Annotated in this window: 15 protein-coding genes and 1 tRNA gene; 10 read left to right on the plus strand and 6 right to left on the minus strand. The window is 64.6% G+C overall.

Going from position 1 to position 14751, the window contains the following annotated elements; all coding sequences use genetic code 11:
• Positions 1-2: 2 nt before the first annotated feature.
• Positions 3-1025: an alpha/beta fold hydrolase gene (locus tag VF716_RS05570; RefSeq protein WP_053527032.1), complete on the minus strand. Its 1023-nt coding sequence runs from the start codon at positions 1023-1025 to the stop codon at positions 3-5.
• A 142-nt stretch (positions 1026-1167) separates the two neighbouring features.
• Between VF716_RS05570 and glnT the strand changes: the two genes are divergently transcribed.
• The 3 genes from glnT (at position 1168) to VF716_RS05585 (ending at position 4321) form a co-directional block, all read left to right on the plus strand.
• Positions 1168-2532, plus strand: a complete 1365-nt coding sequence (gene glnT, locus VF716_RS05575; protein WP_011913136.1) for a type III glutamate--ammonia ligase — start codon at positions 1168-1170, stop codon at positions 2530-2532.
• Positions 2533-2547: 15 nt separating this feature from the next.
• Positions 2548-3615 carry a putative urea ABC transporter substrate-binding protein gene (locus VF716_RS05580; protein WP_279645310.1) on the plus strand — a complete coding sequence of 356 codons (1068 nt, stop codon included), beginning with the start codon at positions 2548-2550 and terminating at the stop codon, positions 3613-3615.
• 64 nt (positions 3616-3679) lie between these two features.
• On the plus strand, positions 3680-4321 hold the full coding sequence (locus VF716_RS05585) for a TetR family transcriptional regulator (protein ID WP_023082656.1): 642 nt from the start codon (positions 3680-3682) through the stop codon (positions 4319-4321).
• Here VF716_RS05585 and VF716_RS05590 read toward each other — a convergent pair.
• Positions 4310-4582: a DUF1652 domain-containing protein gene (locus tag VF716_RS05590; RefSeq protein WP_011913133.1), complete on the minus strand. Its 273-nt coding sequence runs from the start codon at positions 4580-4582 to the stop codon at positions 4310-4312. The genes VF716_RS05585 and VF716_RS05590 overlap by 12 nt on opposite strands.
• A gap of 261 nt (positions 4583-4843) precedes the next feature.
• A tRNA-Ser gene (locus VF716_RS05595) sits at positions 4844-4933 on the minus strand.
• Positions 4934-5061: 128 nt separating this feature from the next.
• Here VF716_RS05595 and VF716_RS05600 point away from each other — a divergent pair.
• Positions 5062-5730, plus strand: coding sequence for a Bax inhibitor-1/YccA family protein (locus tag VF716_RS05600; RefSeq protein WP_003284506.1), 669 nt, complete (start codon positions 5062-5064; stop codon positions 5728-5730).
• A 100-nt stretch (positions 5731-5830) separates the two neighbouring features.
• Here VF716_RS05600 and VF716_RS05605 read toward each other — a convergent pair whose 3' ends face one another.
• On the minus strand, positions 5831-7099 hold the full coding sequence (locus VF716_RS05605) for an MFS transporter (RefSeq protein WP_279645311.1): 1269 nt from the start codon (positions 7097-7099) through the stop codon (positions 5831-5833).
• A gap of 228 nt (positions 7100-7327) precedes the next feature.
• Between VF716_RS05605 and tusD the strand changes: the two genes are divergently transcribed.
• From tusD to VF716_RS05635, 6 genes are all read left to right on the plus strand, one after another.
• Positions 7328-7720 (plus strand): sulfurtransferase complex subunit TusD, encoded by a 393-nt coding sequence (gene tusD / locus VF716_RS05610; RefSeq protein WP_125851409.1) that lies wholly within the window; start codon positions 7328-7330, stop codon positions 7718-7720.
• Positions 7720-8079, plus strand: a complete 360-nt coding sequence (gene tusC / locus VF716_RS05615) for a sulfurtransferase complex subunit TusC (protein WP_013982692.1) — start codon at positions 7720-7722, stop codon at positions 8077-8079. Before tusD ends, tusC begins: the two co-directional genes overlap by 1 nt.
• The gene (tusB, locus tag VF716_RS05620) at positions 8079-8381 is read left to right on the plus strand and encodes a sulfurtransferase complex subunit TusB (RefSeq protein WP_019406273.1); all 303 of its coding nucleotides are present in this window, start codon (positions 8079-8081) and stop codon (positions 8379-8381) included. The genes tusC and tusB overlap by 1 nt, the downstream gene beginning before the upstream one ends.
• Positions 8378-8710 (plus strand): TusE/DsrC/DsvC family sulfur relay protein, encoded by a 333-nt coding sequence (locus VF716_RS05625; protein WP_014596613.1) that lies wholly within the window; start codon positions 8378-8380, stop codon positions 8708-8710. The genes tusB and VF716_RS05625 overlap by 4 nt, the downstream gene beginning before the upstream one ends.
• A complete protein-coding gene (locus tag VF716_RS05630; RefSeq protein WP_170800974.1) occupies positions 8707-9690 on the plus strand; it encodes a glycosyl transferase family protein in 984 nt (327 codons plus the stop codon). The genes VF716_RS05625 and VF716_RS05630 overlap by 4 nt, the downstream gene beginning before the upstream one ends.
• An 84-nt stretch (positions 9691-9774) precedes the next feature.
• Positions 9775-10779, plus strand: a complete 1005-nt coding sequence (locus tag VF716_RS05635) for a glutathione S-transferase family protein (protein WP_440552152.1) — start codon at positions 9775-9777, stop codon at positions 10777-10779.
• Positions 10780-10809: 30 nt separating this feature from the next.
• On the opposite strand, the gene nahK is transcribed toward VF716_RS05635, so the two are convergent.
• Together nahK and nosP are read right to left on the minus strand one after the other, a co-directional pair.
• The gene (gene nahK, locus VF716_RS05640; RefSeq protein WP_440552155.1) at positions 10810-13449 is read right to left on the minus strand and encodes a hybrid sensor histidine kinase/response regulator NahK/ErcS'; all 2640 of its coding nucleotides are present in this window, start codon (positions 13447-13449) and stop codon (positions 10810-10812) included.
• Positions 13379-14542, minus strand: a complete 1164-nt coding sequence (gene nosP / locus VF716_RS05645; protein WP_013982686.1) for a nitric oxide-sensing protein NosP — start codon at positions 14540-14542, stop codon at positions 13379-13381. The genes nahK and nosP overlap by 71 nt, the downstream gene beginning before the upstream one ends.
• Positions 14543-14751: the final 209 nt, after the last annotated feature.

A 14751-nucleotide genomic window follows, 5' to 3' on the forward strand; every position in this document is an offset into this window, starting at 1 on the left:
GGCTAGCGGCCAAGCAGTTCGGCCATTGCCGCGAACACCTGGCGCATGGCCGCCGCGCTACGGCCCGGCCCACCGGCACAATGGCCCCAGTCCGATTCGAGCACCCGTAGCTCGGCACCCGGAATCAGCGCGGCCTCGTGGCGGGCATCCTCGACGGTGAAATACAGATCGCTGCTGCCGGGCATCAGGATGGACCGCGCACGGATGCGACCCAGCGCTTCGGCCAGCGAGCCCGCAGCGAAACTGCGGGCCGGGTCGGCCGATTGCCAGGTATGCAGCACGCAGAGCAGGTCGTTGGCGTCCTGCTCCAGATGATCCTGTTCCCAGTAGTCGAGCAGCGCCTCGAGGCTCTCGAAACCCAGCTCGCGCCACAGCTCATGACGATAGAACGCCTGCGAATAGGCCCAGCCGGCATAGGCACGGCCGAAAGCCCGCAGACCTCGTTCCGGCGGCACGCTGTAGCGCCCACCCAGCCAGGCGGCGTCGGCGCACAGCGCCGCCTTCACCCCTTCGAGAAACACCCGATTGTGCGGCCAGCAGCGTGCCGTACAGCAGAACGGCAGGATGGCACGCATCCGTTCCGGATAGGCCATTGCCCAGAACAGCGTCTGCATGCCGCCCATGGACCAGCCGCTGACCAGGGCGAGCTGCCAGTCGTCGCCATACAACCGATCGAGCAACGCCTTCTGCGCCCTCACGTTGTCCAGCAGGCCGACCCGCGGGAAGTCCGCTGCGCTCTGACCGGGCGCAGCGTTGCTCGGCGAAGTCGACCAGCCTGCGCCGAACAGGTTGGTCAGCACCACGCAGTAATCGCCACCTGCCAGCGGGCCATCCGCACCAAGCAGGGGCAGGCTGCCCCAATGTGTGCCGCCGTAGTAGCTAGGAATCAGCACCAGGTTGTCCCGCGCGCGGTTCGGCGTGCCCACTACCTGATAGCAGAGCCGCGCATTGCGCAGGCGTTCGCCGTTTTCGAGGCGCATTTCGCCCAGCGCGAAAAATTTCTTTTCCCTTTTTATTTCAATCATCTGCGTGACTCCTGCAGTGGCGCGGAGGGCGCCAGGCGGCACCAGCGTCGGCCCGTTTCTATACACGCTGGCATGTATATTGGATGAAGGAATCGTGCCAGCGGCCCCGGCCGCCATTCATGACTCCAAGGAGCGCAAGCCGATGACCAGCTTTCCCCTCTCCTCCGTCGAGGAGTTGAAACAGCAGTTGCAGGACAAGGGTGTGAAGTACGCGATGGCCAGCTACGTCGACATCCACGGCGTGATCAAGGGCAAGTTCGTCCCCATCGCCCATCTCGGCCAGATGCTCCGCGGCTCCGAGCTCTACACCGGTGCGGCGCTGGACGGCGTCCCGCAGGAGATCAGCGACAACGAGGTGGCCGCGATGCCAGACCCGGCGACCGCCACCCAGTGCAGCTGGAACCGCGATCTCGCCTGGTTCGCCAGCGACCTCTACCTGGACGGCAAGCCCTTCGACGCCTGCTCGCGCGGCATCCTCAAGCGCCAGACCGAAGCCGCTGCAGCGCTGGGCTATACCTTCAACCTCGGCATCGAGACCGAGTTCTTCCTGTTCAAGGACACCCCGGATGGCGGCTTCGCGCCCATTTCCGAGCGCGACGACATGGCCAAGCCCTGCTACGACCCGCGCCTGCTGATGGACAACCTGCCCATCGTCGACGAACTGGTGCAGGCGATGAACGAGATGGGCTGGGGCGTCTACTCCTTCGACCACGAGGACGCCAACGGCCAGTTCGAAACCGATTTCAAGTACACCGACGCCCTCGGCATGGCCGACCGCTTCGTGTTCTTCCGCATGATGGCCAACGAGATCGCCCGCAAGCACGGCGCCTTCGCCACCTTCATGCCCAAGCCCTCGGCCAACCGCACCGGCAGCGGCGCGCACTACAACATGTCGCTCGCCGACATCGAGACCGGCAAGAACCTGTTCGAAGTCGATGGCGAAGACCCCTACGGCTGCGGCGTGACCCCGCTGGCCTATCACTTCATCGCCGGGGTGCTGAAACACGCCAAGGCCATCTGCGCGGTCATCGCGCCTACGGTCAACAGCTACAAGCGGCTGATCCGCAAGGGCGCCATGTCCGGCTCGACCTGGGCGCCGGTGTTCTGCTGCTACGGCAACAACAACCGCACCAACATGCTGCGCATTCCATCCCAGGGCGCGCGGGTCGAATGCCGCGCCGCCGACATCGGCTGCAACCCCTACCTCGGTGCCGCGATGATCCTCGCCGCCGGCCTGGAGGGCATCCGCGACAAGCTCGATCCCGGCCAGCCGCACCGCGAGAACATGTATCACTACAGCGAACGGGAGGTCGCGCAGATGGGCATCGAGACCCTGCCGCGCACCCTCAGCGAAGCCATCGACGCCTTCGAGGCCGACCCGCTGTCGCGCCAGGTGTTCGGCGATGCCATGTACCAGGCCTTTGTCGAGTTCAAGCGCGACGAATGGAATGCCTACCACACCCATGTTTCCGACTGGGAAATCCAGCGCTATCTGAAGTTCTTCTGAACCGGGAGTACCGCCATGCACGGCACCATGATGAAAAAGCTGCTCTGCGCCGGGGTCATTGCCCTCGCCGCCCTCTCCCCGCTGGCCCAGGCGGAGGAGAAAAAGACCTTCAACCTGGCCTGGACCATTTACGTCGGCTGGATGCCCTGGAAGTACGCCGACGAGTCAGGAATCATGAAGAAGTGGGCCGACAAGTACGGGATCGAGGTGAACATCAGCCAGATCAACGACTACGTCGAGTCCATCAACCAGTACAGCGCCGGCCAGTTCGACGGCGTGGTCGCCACCAGCATGGATGCGCTGTCGATTCCGGCGGCCGGTGGCGTCGACACCACCGCGCTGATCGTCGGCAGCTACTCCAACGGCAACGACGGCCTGGTGATGAAGGGCACCAGCGATCTCAAACAGATCAAGGGCCAGCAGGTGCACCTAGTGGAACTGTCGGTGTCGCATTACATCCTGGCCAAGGCGCTGGACAGCGTAGGCCTGTCGGAGAAGGACGTGCAGGTGGTCAACACCTCGGACGCCGACATCGTCGCTGCCTTCAGCACGGCCGATGTACGCAACGTGGCGACCTGGAGTCCGCTGCTGCAGGAAGTCGCCGCCACACCGGATGCACATCAGGTCTTCGACTCTGCCAGCGTGCCGGGCCACGTCAAGGACCTGCTGATCGTCAACAGCGAGACGCTGGCCGACAACCCCGCGTTCGGCAAGGCAGTCACCGGCGCCTGGTACGAGGTGATGGCAATCATGGCCAGCGACACGCCGCAAGGCGCCGAGCTACGCGCCCAACTGGGCGCAGCTTCCGGCACCGACCAGGCCGGCTACGAGGCGCAACTCAAGGGCACCCACATGTTCTATCAGCCAGCCGAAGCGGTCGCCTTCATCTCCGGCGAACCGGCCCACGAAGCGATGGACAGCGTGCGCAAGTTCTCCTTCGACCACGGCCTGCTGGGCGACGGTGCCGATTCGGCGGACTTTGTCGGTATCGCCATGCCGGCCGGCGCGCTCGGTGATCAGGGCAATCTCAAGCTGCGCTTCGACACCACCTACATGCAGATGGCCGCCGACGGCGCCCTGTGAGGGCTTGCCACGCAGCGGGCCTTGCCGGCACGCTGCGTGGCCGCCGCGCATTTCGAGGAGCCTCATGCGCCGTACCAAAGAAGACGCCGAACAGACCCGCCTCAAGATCATCGCTGCGGCGCTGGAGCTGTTCAGCCGCAACGGCTATTCGAACACCACCCTGGCGATGATCGCCGAGGCCGCCGGCTTCAGCCGTGGCCCGATCTACTGGCACTTCAAGAGCAAGGATGAGCTGTACGAAGCGGTGCTGGCCTATTCCCAGGAGCCGCTGGAGCAGCTGATCGAGCAGAGTCGCCAGCTGGCCGGCAGCCCGCAGGCTGCGCTGGAGCACTTCGTCGGCGAATGGTTTCGCCTGCTGCTGGACGAGCGCTGGTATCGGCAGTCCTTCGAGATCCTGCTGAACAAGACCGAACTCACCGCGCAGATGGCGAGCACGCTCAAGCGCGAACGCAAGCTCACCCGTGCCATGGTGCAGCTGCTGGAAGAGCTGATTGCCAAGGCGCACGCGGATGAAGGATCGGCGCGATCACTGGCCTTGCTGCTCTATTCGAGCCTGATGGGCATCACCCATACCTGGCTGCTGTCGCCCAAGCTCTTTTCGCTGAGGGAACAGGCACCGTTTCTCACCAGACGTCTGTTGAGCTCGCTGGCGCCGGGCTTGGAGATGGCAGGCGGGACAAGCGGAACGGGTCGATCAGCCGAGTAGCCGTGGACGCTTGAGCTTGTTCAGCAGAGCGGGCCGAAGCGCGGCGGCATCGGCATCGATGGAGGCGATCAAGCCAGCGATTTCAGCGCGCGACAGCGAGATGCGGCACGGCAGTCCGGTCAGCAGCAGGGATTCGCCGGTGGCCTCATCGAGCAACATTACGCGCACCGTGGTTGGCGAGTCCATCCGTGCGTTGAACACCAGCGGTTCGTAGTGTTGCTGGACCAGAGCGAAGGCCTCCGGCTGTCTGAATCGTTTCATGGCGACAACTCCTTTTGTCGGGGCGCGGATTCTAGCAGCAGCGGCCGCCTCGCAGGCGGCCCGATTGCCAACAGCACCACAAGCCGGATGGAGATATCACGGGTACGCGGTGGGACAGGCACCAAACGGAACGTCGGGCTCGACGCTGGGGGCCAGGAAAAGTCAGATGCGGATGGGAACAATATGGGAACATTCTCACCCAATTTTCCGCACCTCATAAACGCTGAAGGCCCCGGAGTACGGGGCCTTCAGGATTGCAGATGGCGGAAGCGCAGAGATTCGAACTCTGGGAAGGGTCTCCCCTTCGGCGGTTTTCAAGACCGCTGCCTTCAACCACTCGGCCACACTTCCGGATAAAGCGGGCGCAATAGTACCGGATAGAAATACACTGTCAAACACTGATGCTAGGCAGCTGGACTGCCTCTGTTATGATCCGGGACAAATCGTCCCAGGCTTGATTTCATCCAAGGAGTGTCGCCATGCACGAACACGAATACGCGCTTAGCCACACGCAGGTCGAACAGCGTGAGGTCAGCAAGGTCCTGCGCAACACCTACGGGCTACTGGCCATGACCCTCGCGTTCAGCGGCCTGGTGGCTTACCTGGCCATGCAGGCCAACGCGGCCTACCCGAACATCTTCGTGGTACTGATCGGCTTTTATGGCCTGTTCTTCCTCACCGCCAAGCTGCGCAACTCGGCATGGGGCCTGGTCTCCACCTTCGCCCTGACAGGTTTCATGGGCTACACGCTGGGTCCGATCCTCAACATGTACCTGGGGTTGGCCAACGGTGGTGAGCTGATCAGCTCGGCGCTGTCGATGACCGCTCTGGTGTTCTTCGGACTGTCTGCCTACGTGCTGATCACCCGCAAGGACATGAGCTTCCTCAGCGGCTTCATCACCGCGGGCTTCTTCGTGTTGATCGGTGCGATGCTGGCGGGCTTCTTCTTCCAGATCACCGGGCTGCAGCTGGCGATCAGCGCAGGTTTCGTGCTGTTCTCCTCGGCCTGCATCCTGTTCCAGACCAGCGCGATCATCCACGGTGGCGAGCGCAACTACATCATGGCCACCATCGGCCTGTTCGTCTCGCTGTACAACCTGTTCATCAGCCTCCTGCAGCTGCTGGGCATCTTCGGCGGCGACGACTGATTCACGGCTGAACCCGCCCGCCTCGGCGAGCAATCCGACACCCTGCGAAGGCCCGCGCTTTCGCAGGGTGTTTTCGTTTGGGCGGTCAATACGTCGCGTTTCAGCCGGCGCGCGAGGCCTGAGCCTCGGGCGAGGCATCCTCGAAGCGGTTCACCTGGCGCAGACTCCTGAAGCCGAGCATCCAGCCGCCGGTCACCGCCAGCGTGCAGAAGCTGCCCAGCAGCGCCGCCGGTACCGCACCGAGCCAGGCGGCACTGGTGCCGGCGCGGAACTCACCGAGCTCGTTGGACGAACCGATGAACAGCATGTTCACGGCATTGACGCGTCCACGCATGGCGTCCGGCGTGGAGAACTGGATCAGCGACGAGCGGATGTACATGCTCACCATGTCCGCACCTCCGGCGACGAACAACGCGGCGAACGACAGCCAGAACAGGCTGGACAGCGCGAAGACCATGTTGGCGAGACCGAACACCGCCACGGCAATGAACATGGTCATGCCGACATGGCGGTTGAACGGCCGCGTGCTCAGGTAGAAGCCCACCATCACCTCGCCCGCCGCCATGGCGCTGCGCAGTGCACCAAGGCCGGTCGGGCCGACTTCCAGCACCTCCTGGGCGTAGATCGGCAACAGCGCGACCACGCCGCCGAGCAGCACGGCAAACAGGTCCAGCGAGATGGTGCCGAGGATGATCGGCCGCGAGCGAATGAAGCGGATGCCTGCGGTGAAGCGCTGCCATGCGGTAGCCTCCAGCGCCCGCATGGCCTCGCCGTAGCGCACCGGTACCCGTTGCAACAGCACGATTGCCGCGAGGAAGAACAGCAGGCAAGCCGCATAGGTCAGCCCACCGCCACCCATTGCGTAGAGGCCTCCGCCGAACACCGGGCCGGCGATAGTGGAGCCGCGCACGATCATGCTGTTGGCGGCGATGGCTGCAGCCAGGCGCTCGCGCGGCACGATCTGCGGCAACAGGCTGGACAACGCCGGTCCGGTGAAAGCACGGGCACAGCCGTAGAACACCAACACGATATAGAAGCTGAGCACCGCCCCGCCGCTCAGCGAGAGCCACAGCAGAGCCGCCGCGCAGATTGCCTCGAGCGCCCAGCTCAGGGCGAGGATGCGCTTGCGATCGTAGCGATCGATCAGGTCGCCGGCAGGCATCAGCAGCAGGAACATCGGGACGAACTGCGCCAGGCCGACATAGGCCAGCGACAGCGGATCGCGAGTCATGCCGTACACCTGCCAGGCCACCACGACGGCGAGGATCTGCACGGCGAACATGGCCAGCACGCGACTGATCAGAAATGGCACAAAGCCAGGCTGACGGTAAACGGAATCAGGCAAAGCGGAAGCGTCGGCAACAGACATGGGATATCCAGACAGCCAGGCCCGGTACCGGGCAGAAAGCCGGCCAATCTACCGGAGGGGCGAAGACCCGAGCAATGCTGGCCCGCCCGACCGCCCCTCCCCGCCCGCTCGCAGACTCGGGCATTCTCGCGGCACCGTCGTCGACGGACGAGCACCGGAATGGCCGACGACGGATTCTTCATACGCCCGGCTGGCGTATCATGTCGGCTGTTTCGCAATGGTGCCCCGATGAAATTCGTAATCGCCCTGTTCGCCCCGCCCCACTCACCGGCCACGCGTCGCGCGCTGCGCTTCGCCGAAGCCACGCTGGCTGGCGGCCACGAGATCAGTCGCCTGTTTTTCTACCAGGACGGCGTACACAGCGCCTCGGCGAACATCGTCGCGGCCCAGGACGAACTGGATGTCGCGGCGCAATGGAGCCGCTTCGTCACCGCCAACCAACTGGATGGCGTGGTCTGCATCGCGGCCGGCTTGCGTCGCGGTGTGCTGGATGCCGGCGAGGCGCAGCGCTATCGGCGACCCGCGGCAAACCTCGCCGCCGGCTGGGAGCTATCCGGGCTGGGCCAACTGCACGAGGCGGCACAGCAAGCCGATCGCCTCGTCTGCTTCGGAGGTCACTGATGGCGCGCTCCCTGCTCATCATCAGCCGCCAGGCGCCCTGGTCCGGCCCATCCGCCCGCGAAGCGCTGGACATCGTGCTGGCTGGCGGCGCCTTCGAGCTACCGCTGGGGCTGCTGTTCCTCGACGATGGCGTATTCCAGCTCGCCCCCACGCAGCTGGCGGCATCCGTCGAACAGAAGGATCTGACCGCGAATCTGCAGGCACTGCCGCTGTTCGGTATCGATGCCCTGTTCGCTGCGCGACGCAGCCTCAGCGAGCGCCAGCTCGCCGAATCGACGCTGGCGCTGCCGGTCGAGGTCCTCGACGATGCAGACCTGCGCGCCCTGATCAACCGCTACGACCACGTGATCACCCTCTGATGGCCACTCTGCACCTGCTTTCTCATTCGCCGTTCAGCGACAGCCGCTTCGCCAGTTGCCTGCCGCTGCTGGGCGACGCCGACGCCCTGCTGTTGACCGGTGACGCCACCTACGCGCTACAGCCCGGCAGCCAACCGTGCCTGGCGCTGCAACAGCTTCCCGAGCAGGTCGCGCTGTTCGCCCTGCAAGAGGACGTTCAGGCACGCTCGATCACCGTCGTGCCGCCGCGCGTCCAGCTGCTGGACTATCCCGGCTTCGTCGAGCTGACCTGTCGCTATCCGCGGGTCAACAGCTGGCTATGAGCCTGATCGTCGAAGGGCGCGAGATCGCGCTGGACCAGGACGGTTTTCTCGTCGATCTGGCGGACTGGAGCGAAGCCGTGGCCGAGGCCCTGGCGGCGCGGGAGGAGCTGGCCCTCGAAGCCGAGCACTGGGAGATCATTCATCTGCTGCGCGCCTTCTATGCCGAGTTCCAGCTCTCCCCGGCGACGCGACCGCTGATCAAGTATGCCGCGCTCAAACTCGGCGCGGAAAAAGGCAACAGCCTGCACCTCAACCGTCTGTTCAAGGGCACCCCAGCCAAACTGGCCGCCAAGCTGGCGGGGCTGCCGAAACCGAGCAATTGCCTATGATCCTCGAGACTCCTGCCGAACACCCCTTCGCCGTGTATGTGCGCATCCTCGGCAAGGGCAAACGTGGCGCCCGCGACCTGACGCGTGAAGAAGCCCGCGAAGCCATGGGCATGCTGCTCGACGGCAAGGTCGAGGAGGCCCAGCTCGGCGCCTTCCTCATGCTGTTGCGGCACAAGGAAGAAAGCGCCGCAGAGCTGGCCGGATTCACCGAAGCGGTACGCGAGCGGGTGCAAGCGCCGAAGACGGCTGTCGACCTGGACTGGCCAAGCTACGCAGGCAAGAAACGCCACCTGCCCTGGTACCTGCTCGCAGCCAAGTGCCTGGCAGCCAACGGCGTGCGCATCGTCATGCACGGCGGCGGCGCCCACACCGCCGGGCGCATCTATACCGAACAGCAGCTGCAATTGCTCGGTATCCGCCGCTGCGACGACTGGGCCGAGGTCGGTGCTGCGCTGGATGAGAACCGCCTTGCCTTCATTCCACTGGGTGCCTGGATGCCGGTGCTGCAACGCATGATCGACATGCGCAACCTGCTCGGCCTGCGCTCGCCAATCCACTCGCTGGCGCGCCTGCTCAACCCGCTGGGTGCGCGTTGCGGGCTGCAGAGCATCTTCCATCCCGGCTATCAGGACACCCATCGCCAGGCCAGCACCCTGCTCGGCGACCACGCCATCGTCATCAAGGGCGAAGGCGGCGAGGTCGAGATGAATCCGGACAATATTTCCCACCTCTACGGCACCACTGGCGGGCTGCCCTGGGATGAAGAATGGCCGGCATTGTCCGAGCGCCGCCATGTGAAACCGGCCCAGCTAGACCCTCGGCATCTGCTGGCGGTCTGGGAAGGTCGGGAAGAAGATGCCTACGGCGAACTCGCCGTGATCGCCACCATGGCCCTGGCCCTGCGCGGCCTTGGCGCCACGCGGGACGCGGCTTTCGGGCAGGCGCATGACTACTGGCAGAGCCGGCACTCATCGATTTAAGCGATAGGATTAAGCGGCCGTTCGGTCACATCGATCGAACGATGCTTCCTAGACTGCCCTCCTATTCCGTAACAGGAGGGCATCATGGGATTACTGATCGATGGCCAGTGGCATGACCGCTGGTATGCAAACCGCGACGGAAGATTCGAGCGCGAACAATCCAAGCGCCATGACTGGATCACGCCGGACGGTTCACCGGGCCCCAAGGGCAAGACCGGCTATCCGGCCGAAGCCGGTCGTTATCACCTATACGTGTCACTTGCCTGCCCCTGGGCTCACCGCACGCTGATCTACCGCAAGCTCAAGGAGCTGGAATCGCTCATCGACGTTTCGGTGGTCAGCTGGCTGATGGCCGAGAACGGCTGGACCTTCGACAAGGCCACCGGCTCCAGCGGCGACGCGCTGGACGATCTGGAATTTCTGCACCAGCGCTACACCCGCGACGATCCGGACTATTCCGGCCGCGTCACCGTGCCGGTGCTGTGGGACCGCGAGCGCCAGTGCATCGTCAACAACGAGTCCGCCGAGATCATCCGCATCCTCAATACCGCCTTCGATGTCATCACCGGCTCGCGGCTGGATTTCTATCCGGAGCCGCTACGCGGCGAGATCGATGCGCTCAACGCACGGATCTATCCGGCGATCAACAACGGGGTCTACCGCGCCGGGTTCGCCACCACCCAGGACGCCTACGAGGAAGCCTTCGACGAGCTGTTTCGCGAACTCGACTGGGTGGAGCGGCGACTGGGCAAGCAGCGCTACCTGACCGGCGAGTACCTGACCGAGGCCGACTGGCGCCTGTTCACCACTGCCATTCGCTTCGATGCGGTGTATCACGGGCATTTCAAGTGCAACCTGCGCCGCATCGAGGACTATCCGAACCTGTCGAACTGGCTGCGCGAGCTGTACCAGTGGCCGGGAATCGCCGAGACCGTGGACTTCACCCACATCAAGCACCACTACTACGCCAGCCATCGGCAGATCAACGGCACTGGAATCGTCCCCAAGGGCCCCGCGCTGGGCCTGGAGCGCACGCATGACCGCGAGCGGCTGCCGGGGCGTGGAATCTGGACGCGGCCGCAGCGCTGACCACTCCAGCCGCGAAGGCAGCGCAGGCCTCTAGCCCGCGCTGCCGTGCTCGAGCATATGGCACATGGCAGTCTTCAGTTTCATCGGCCGCACCGGCTTGTGCATCAGCATATGGCCGAGCTCGCGGACCTGCTGCTTAAGCTCGTTGCTGTAGTTGGCGGTGATCATCAGGGCCGGGAGCGGGCTGGCGCGCCGCGCATTGACGGTGGCCACCACATCGATGCCGGTGTGGCCGTTGTCCAGGTGGTAGTCGGCGATCATCAGATCGGCCTCGGCGTGGAAGTTGTCCACCTGCCGCGCCAGGTCTTCTTCGGACAGTGCCGTGATCACCTTGCAGCCCCAGCCTTCGAGCAACGTACGCATGCCGGCGCAGATCGCCGTGTCGTTGTCCAGCACCCACACCCGAGCGCCCTGTAGTCGCTGCAGCACCAGTTCGGTGGTGCTCGGCTCCGGCCGCGCCTTGGGCGCGCGTTTGGCCAGCGGCACGTCGATGGCGAAGCAGGAACCGCGGCCCGGATGCGAGCTGACCCGGATGCGATGGCCGAGCATGCGGGCGATCTTGTCGACGATGGCCAGACCCAGACCGAGGCCGCGATCCTGATTCGGTCGCACGCCCTCGCCGCGCTTGAACTCCTGAAAGATTTCCTCGAGCTTGTCCGCGGGGATGCCCACGCCGGTATCCCAGACCTCGATGGAAAGGCTCTGCCGACGCCGGCGGCACCCCAGAAGCACGCGTCCCTTGGGCGTGTAGCGAATGGCGTTGGTCAGCAGGTTACGCAGGATGCGCGCCAGCAACTGGATATCACTGCGCACCAGCGCCGAACAGGGAATGAAGTCCAGCTGCAACTGCTCAGCCCCGGCGATCTGGCGAAACTCCATGGCCAGGTTTTCCAGCAGTTCGCTGACGGCGAATGGGGCGATATCCGGCTTGATCACGCCGGCATCCAGCTTGGAAATGTCGACCAGAGTGCCGAGCAGATTTTCCACGTCCTCCAGTGAATTGCTGATATTGCGGATCAGCCCGCCGCTGGAGGCGCCCGGCTGCTCCAGCAGAGCGCTGGTGAACAGCCGCGCGGCATTGAGCGGCTGCAGCAGGTCGTGGCTGACCGCCGCGAGGAACTTGGTCTTCGACAGGTTGGCCAATTCAGCTTCGCGCTTGGCTTCGCGCAACCGCGCCTCGGCATGGCTGCGTTCGTCGATCTCGCGCAATAGCTGGTCGTTGAGGCTGGTGAGTTCGGCGGTGCGCTCGCGAACCCGCTGTTCAAGGTTCTGGTAGGCCTGATGCAGCGCCTCGGCGGTGCGCCGGCGGTCGGTGATGTCCTGGATCAGCACGAAGATGCCGGCCACTTCGCCGTTGGCCTGCCGGTTCGGCACGTAGGATCGCAGCATGTAGCGCTGCTGGCCGGCATGGTTGCGCTCGGCCATCTCGAAGCTGACGCTTTCGCCGGACAGCGCGCGATCGATGTAGGGCTCCAGTTGCCGCCAGTGCTCGCCGCTGTGCACCTCGCGCAGGGACTGGCCGAGCATGCCGTCGCTGGGCCAGCGGTACCACTCCTCGTAGACCTTGTTGGTGAACTCGTAGGTGAGATCGGCCGACACGTAGGCGATCAGCGCCGGCACATGGTCGGTGATCAGGCGGATCCAGCGCTCGCTATCGCGCAGCGCCTCGGCATGACGGTAGCGCTCGGTGATATCGGTAAAGGTATTGACGAAACCGCCGGTGGGCAGTGGGTGCGTACGAATCTCCAGCACCCGACCGTCGAACAGCCGCTGTTCCAGTTCGCGAATCGGCCGGCCGCGGGCGTCACGGCTGTTGGGCGTGAGCAGGGTCAGCTCGCTGTCGGCCATGACTTCCTCGAACGGTCGATGCGCCTCGATAGGCGCCAGCCCGCAGAGCTCGAGGAAGCGTCGGTTCCACAGCTCCAGCGCGCCTTCGGCGCTGACCATCGCCACGCCTTGGGACAGGTTGTCCACCGCCCGCTGCAGCAGCCGCGACTTCTGCGCCAGCGCTTGCTCGCGGCGCATGGTCTCGCTGACCTTCACCTCGGTGATATCGGTGTAGAGAATCACCAGCCCGCCTTCGCGGGTTGGCCGCTCGCTGACCTGCACCCAGCGACCGTTGTTCAGCCGGTACACCGTGGGTTCGTCGCCCTTGCCACGGTGCTCCTCCACGATTAGGCCGGTGCTTTCGGCCATGCGCCGCACCTCGGCCAGGCGCGTGCCGGCATTGATGCGCGCGCGGGTGCGTGTCCAGAGCGATTTGAAGCGGCGGTTGAACAGCACGATGCGCTGATCGCGGTCGAACAGCACGAAGGCGTCGGAGATGCTCTCGATGGCGTCCACCAGATGCTGGTGAGCGGTTTCCGCGCGCAAGCGGGCATCGCTGAGCAGCTGGTTGCTGCCCTTGAGTTCAGCCATCGCCTGATTCAGGGCATCGGTGCGCTCGCGCACCTGCTCGGCCAGTTCCACCGAGTGCTGGAAGGCCGCGTAGGAGGCATCGCGGCCGGCACCGCTGGATTCCACGCGCTCGATCAGTGCCGCATTGATGCGCTTGAGCTTGTGGTTCTCCCGTTCGAGTTCGGCCTGCCGCGCCAGCAGCTCAGCGACTCGCCCGTCCTCCCGGTCGGCCAATGGCGACACCGGTGAAGGTCTGGTTGATGTGCATGCCATTGAACTGCTCTCCGTAGGTGTTGAAGCCGATCACCTGCTGGCGTCGGAGAAAGGCCGATGTCTGCTCGCTGCTGCCATCGGCCTCGATTTCCAGCCGGCGCAGGAAGCAGTCGCAGCCGATGGTCAGCAGCGGCGGGCCGAGGCGCTGCTCCAGTCGCTGGAACAGCGCCTCCAGGTTGGGCATCAAGGGACCGGGCTGCATGGCGGTGAGGACGATGCCGTTCTCCACCGCGCAATAGAAGGTCAGGCTCAGGTCGTCGTTGACCTTCTGGATCGAGCGCACGTAGTAGTGTTCGTTGATACGCACCGCCAGGGGGTGGGCGGCGAACAGTCGATGGTCGAGGTCACTGACAGGCACACCGATCAGCCGCGCATACTCCTCGGCGGCCGGCTCGGCGTTCAGTTCGTAGACCCGACGGCTGGTACTGTCGGCGCGGGTTACCACCAGCTTCTCCTCGCGCGGCAGGATGTGATGAGTGGTGAACACCTCGAAATCCAGCCAGGTGTTGATCAGCACCACGATTGCCGCGCCGCTGTAGAAGCGACCGTCGTAATAGACGTAGGTGTCGCTCAGATGATTGTCGTCACCGGCCGACCCGCCGAAGTGCGGGATGCTGCCGAAGGCGGCGCTGAGGGCCGACAGCACCAGCTCCTCGCGGCTGGATAAGCCGTCGAGCAGTGTCAGCGCGAAGCTGTGATCCTTGATCGGCGCCAGCGAGTTGCTGCGACAGTCACTGCCCAGGCGCTCGACCAGCTGCTGCGCTTCGATCAGGCTGAAGCGGTCCATCTCGTCGATCAGCTCGCAGGCGATGGAAAAACTGCGGTGGTCGAAGCCGACCGCTGTCACGCAGCTGCGTCCGTAACCCTGGGACGTGATCTCGCCAGCCGAGGTGCAGCCCACCAGGCGCACGCCGCCGAAGTACTGGCGCAGCGCATCACCCAGCGCGGGCAGGTCGTATTCGGCCGAGCAGAAGAACAGCACGAAACCCAGATGCGGATGCATCAGCTGTCGGGCCAGATCCTGGGCCACCGTTTCGGCCAGCCGTGCATCGGACATCGCCGTGCGGATCACTTCGCCTTGATGTTCGGTCACGCACGCACCCCGCACAGCCTGAATCGGATGACCCCATTCTTGGGCAGGGCATATGGCACGAAAATGCTACTTGAGTACCGGAAAAGGCCTGCCTAGGTAGCATCGCGACGAAACAACGCAGGCGGTGCCTAGCGTGCGGAACCGACGCCGGCGGCGCTGATGGCGAAAAGGCCGGCCCCTGAGGGGCCGGCCTTTGCGGTTACAGCGCA

The sequence above is a fragment of the Stutzerimonas sp. Brlt_14 genome (assembly GCF_051948915.1).
Classification (GTDB): Bacteria; Pseudomonadota; Gammaproteobacteria; order Pseudomonadales; family Pseudomonadaceae; genus Stutzerimonas; species Stutzerimonas stutzeri.

Excerpts from the sequence above, each read along its gene's own strand:
- VF716_RS05570 (WP_053527032.1), bottom strand. The coding sequence starts at position 1,025 with ATGATTGAAATAAAAAGGGAAAAGAAATTTTTCGCGCTGGGCGAAATG.
- glnT (WP_011913136.1), top strand. The coding sequence starts at position 1,168 with ATGACCAGCTTTCCCCTCTCCTCCGTCGAGGAGTTGAAACAGCAGTTG.
- VF716_RS05580 (WP_279645310.1), top strand. The coding sequence starts at position 2,548 with ATGCACGGCACCATGATGAAAAAGCTGCTCTGCGCCGGGGTCATTGCC.
- VF716_RS05585 (WP_023082656.1), top strand. The coding sequence starts at position 3,680 with ATGCGCCGTACCAAAGAAGACGCCGAACAGACCCGCCTCAAGATCATC.
- VF716_RS05590 (WP_011913133.1), bottom strand. The coding sequence starts at position 4,582 with ATGAAACGATTCAGACAGCCGGAGGCCTTCGCTCTGGTCCAGCAACAC.
- VF716_RS05600 (WP_003284506.1), top strand. The coding sequence starts at position 5,062 with ATGCACGAACACGAATACGCGCTTAGCCACACGCAGGTCGAACAGCGT.
- VF716_RS05605 (WP_279645311.1), bottom strand. The coding sequence starts at position 7,099 with ATGTCTGTTGCCGACGCTTCCGCTTTGCCTGATTCCGTTTACCGTCAG.
- tusD (WP_125851409.1), top strand. The coding sequence starts at position 7,328 with ATGAAATTCGTAATCGCCCTGTTCGCCCCGCCCCACTCACCGGCCACG.
- tusC (WP_013982692.1), top strand. The coding sequence starts at position 7,720 with ATGGCGCGCTCCCTGCTCATCATCAGCCGCCAGGCGCCCTGGTCCGGC.
- tusB (WP_019406273.1), top strand. The coding sequence starts at position 8,079 with ATGGCCACTCTGCACCTGCTTTCTCATTCGCCGTTCAGCGACAGCCGC.
- VF716_RS05625 (WP_014596613.1), top strand. The coding sequence starts at position 8,378 with ATGAGCCTGATCGTCGAAGGGCGCGAGATCGCGCTGGACCAGGACGGT.
- VF716_RS05630 (WP_170800974.1), top strand. The coding sequence starts at position 8,707 with ATGATCCTCGAGACTCCTGCCGAACACCCCTTCGCCGTGTATGTGCGC.
- VF716_RS05635 (WP_440552152.1), top strand. The coding sequence starts at position 9,775 with ATGGGATTACTGATCGATGGCCAGTGGCATGACCGCTGGTATGCAAAC.
- nahK (WP_440552155.1), bottom strand. The coding sequence starts at position 13,449 with ATGGCATGCACATCAACCAGACCTTCACCGGTGTCGCCATTGGCCGAC.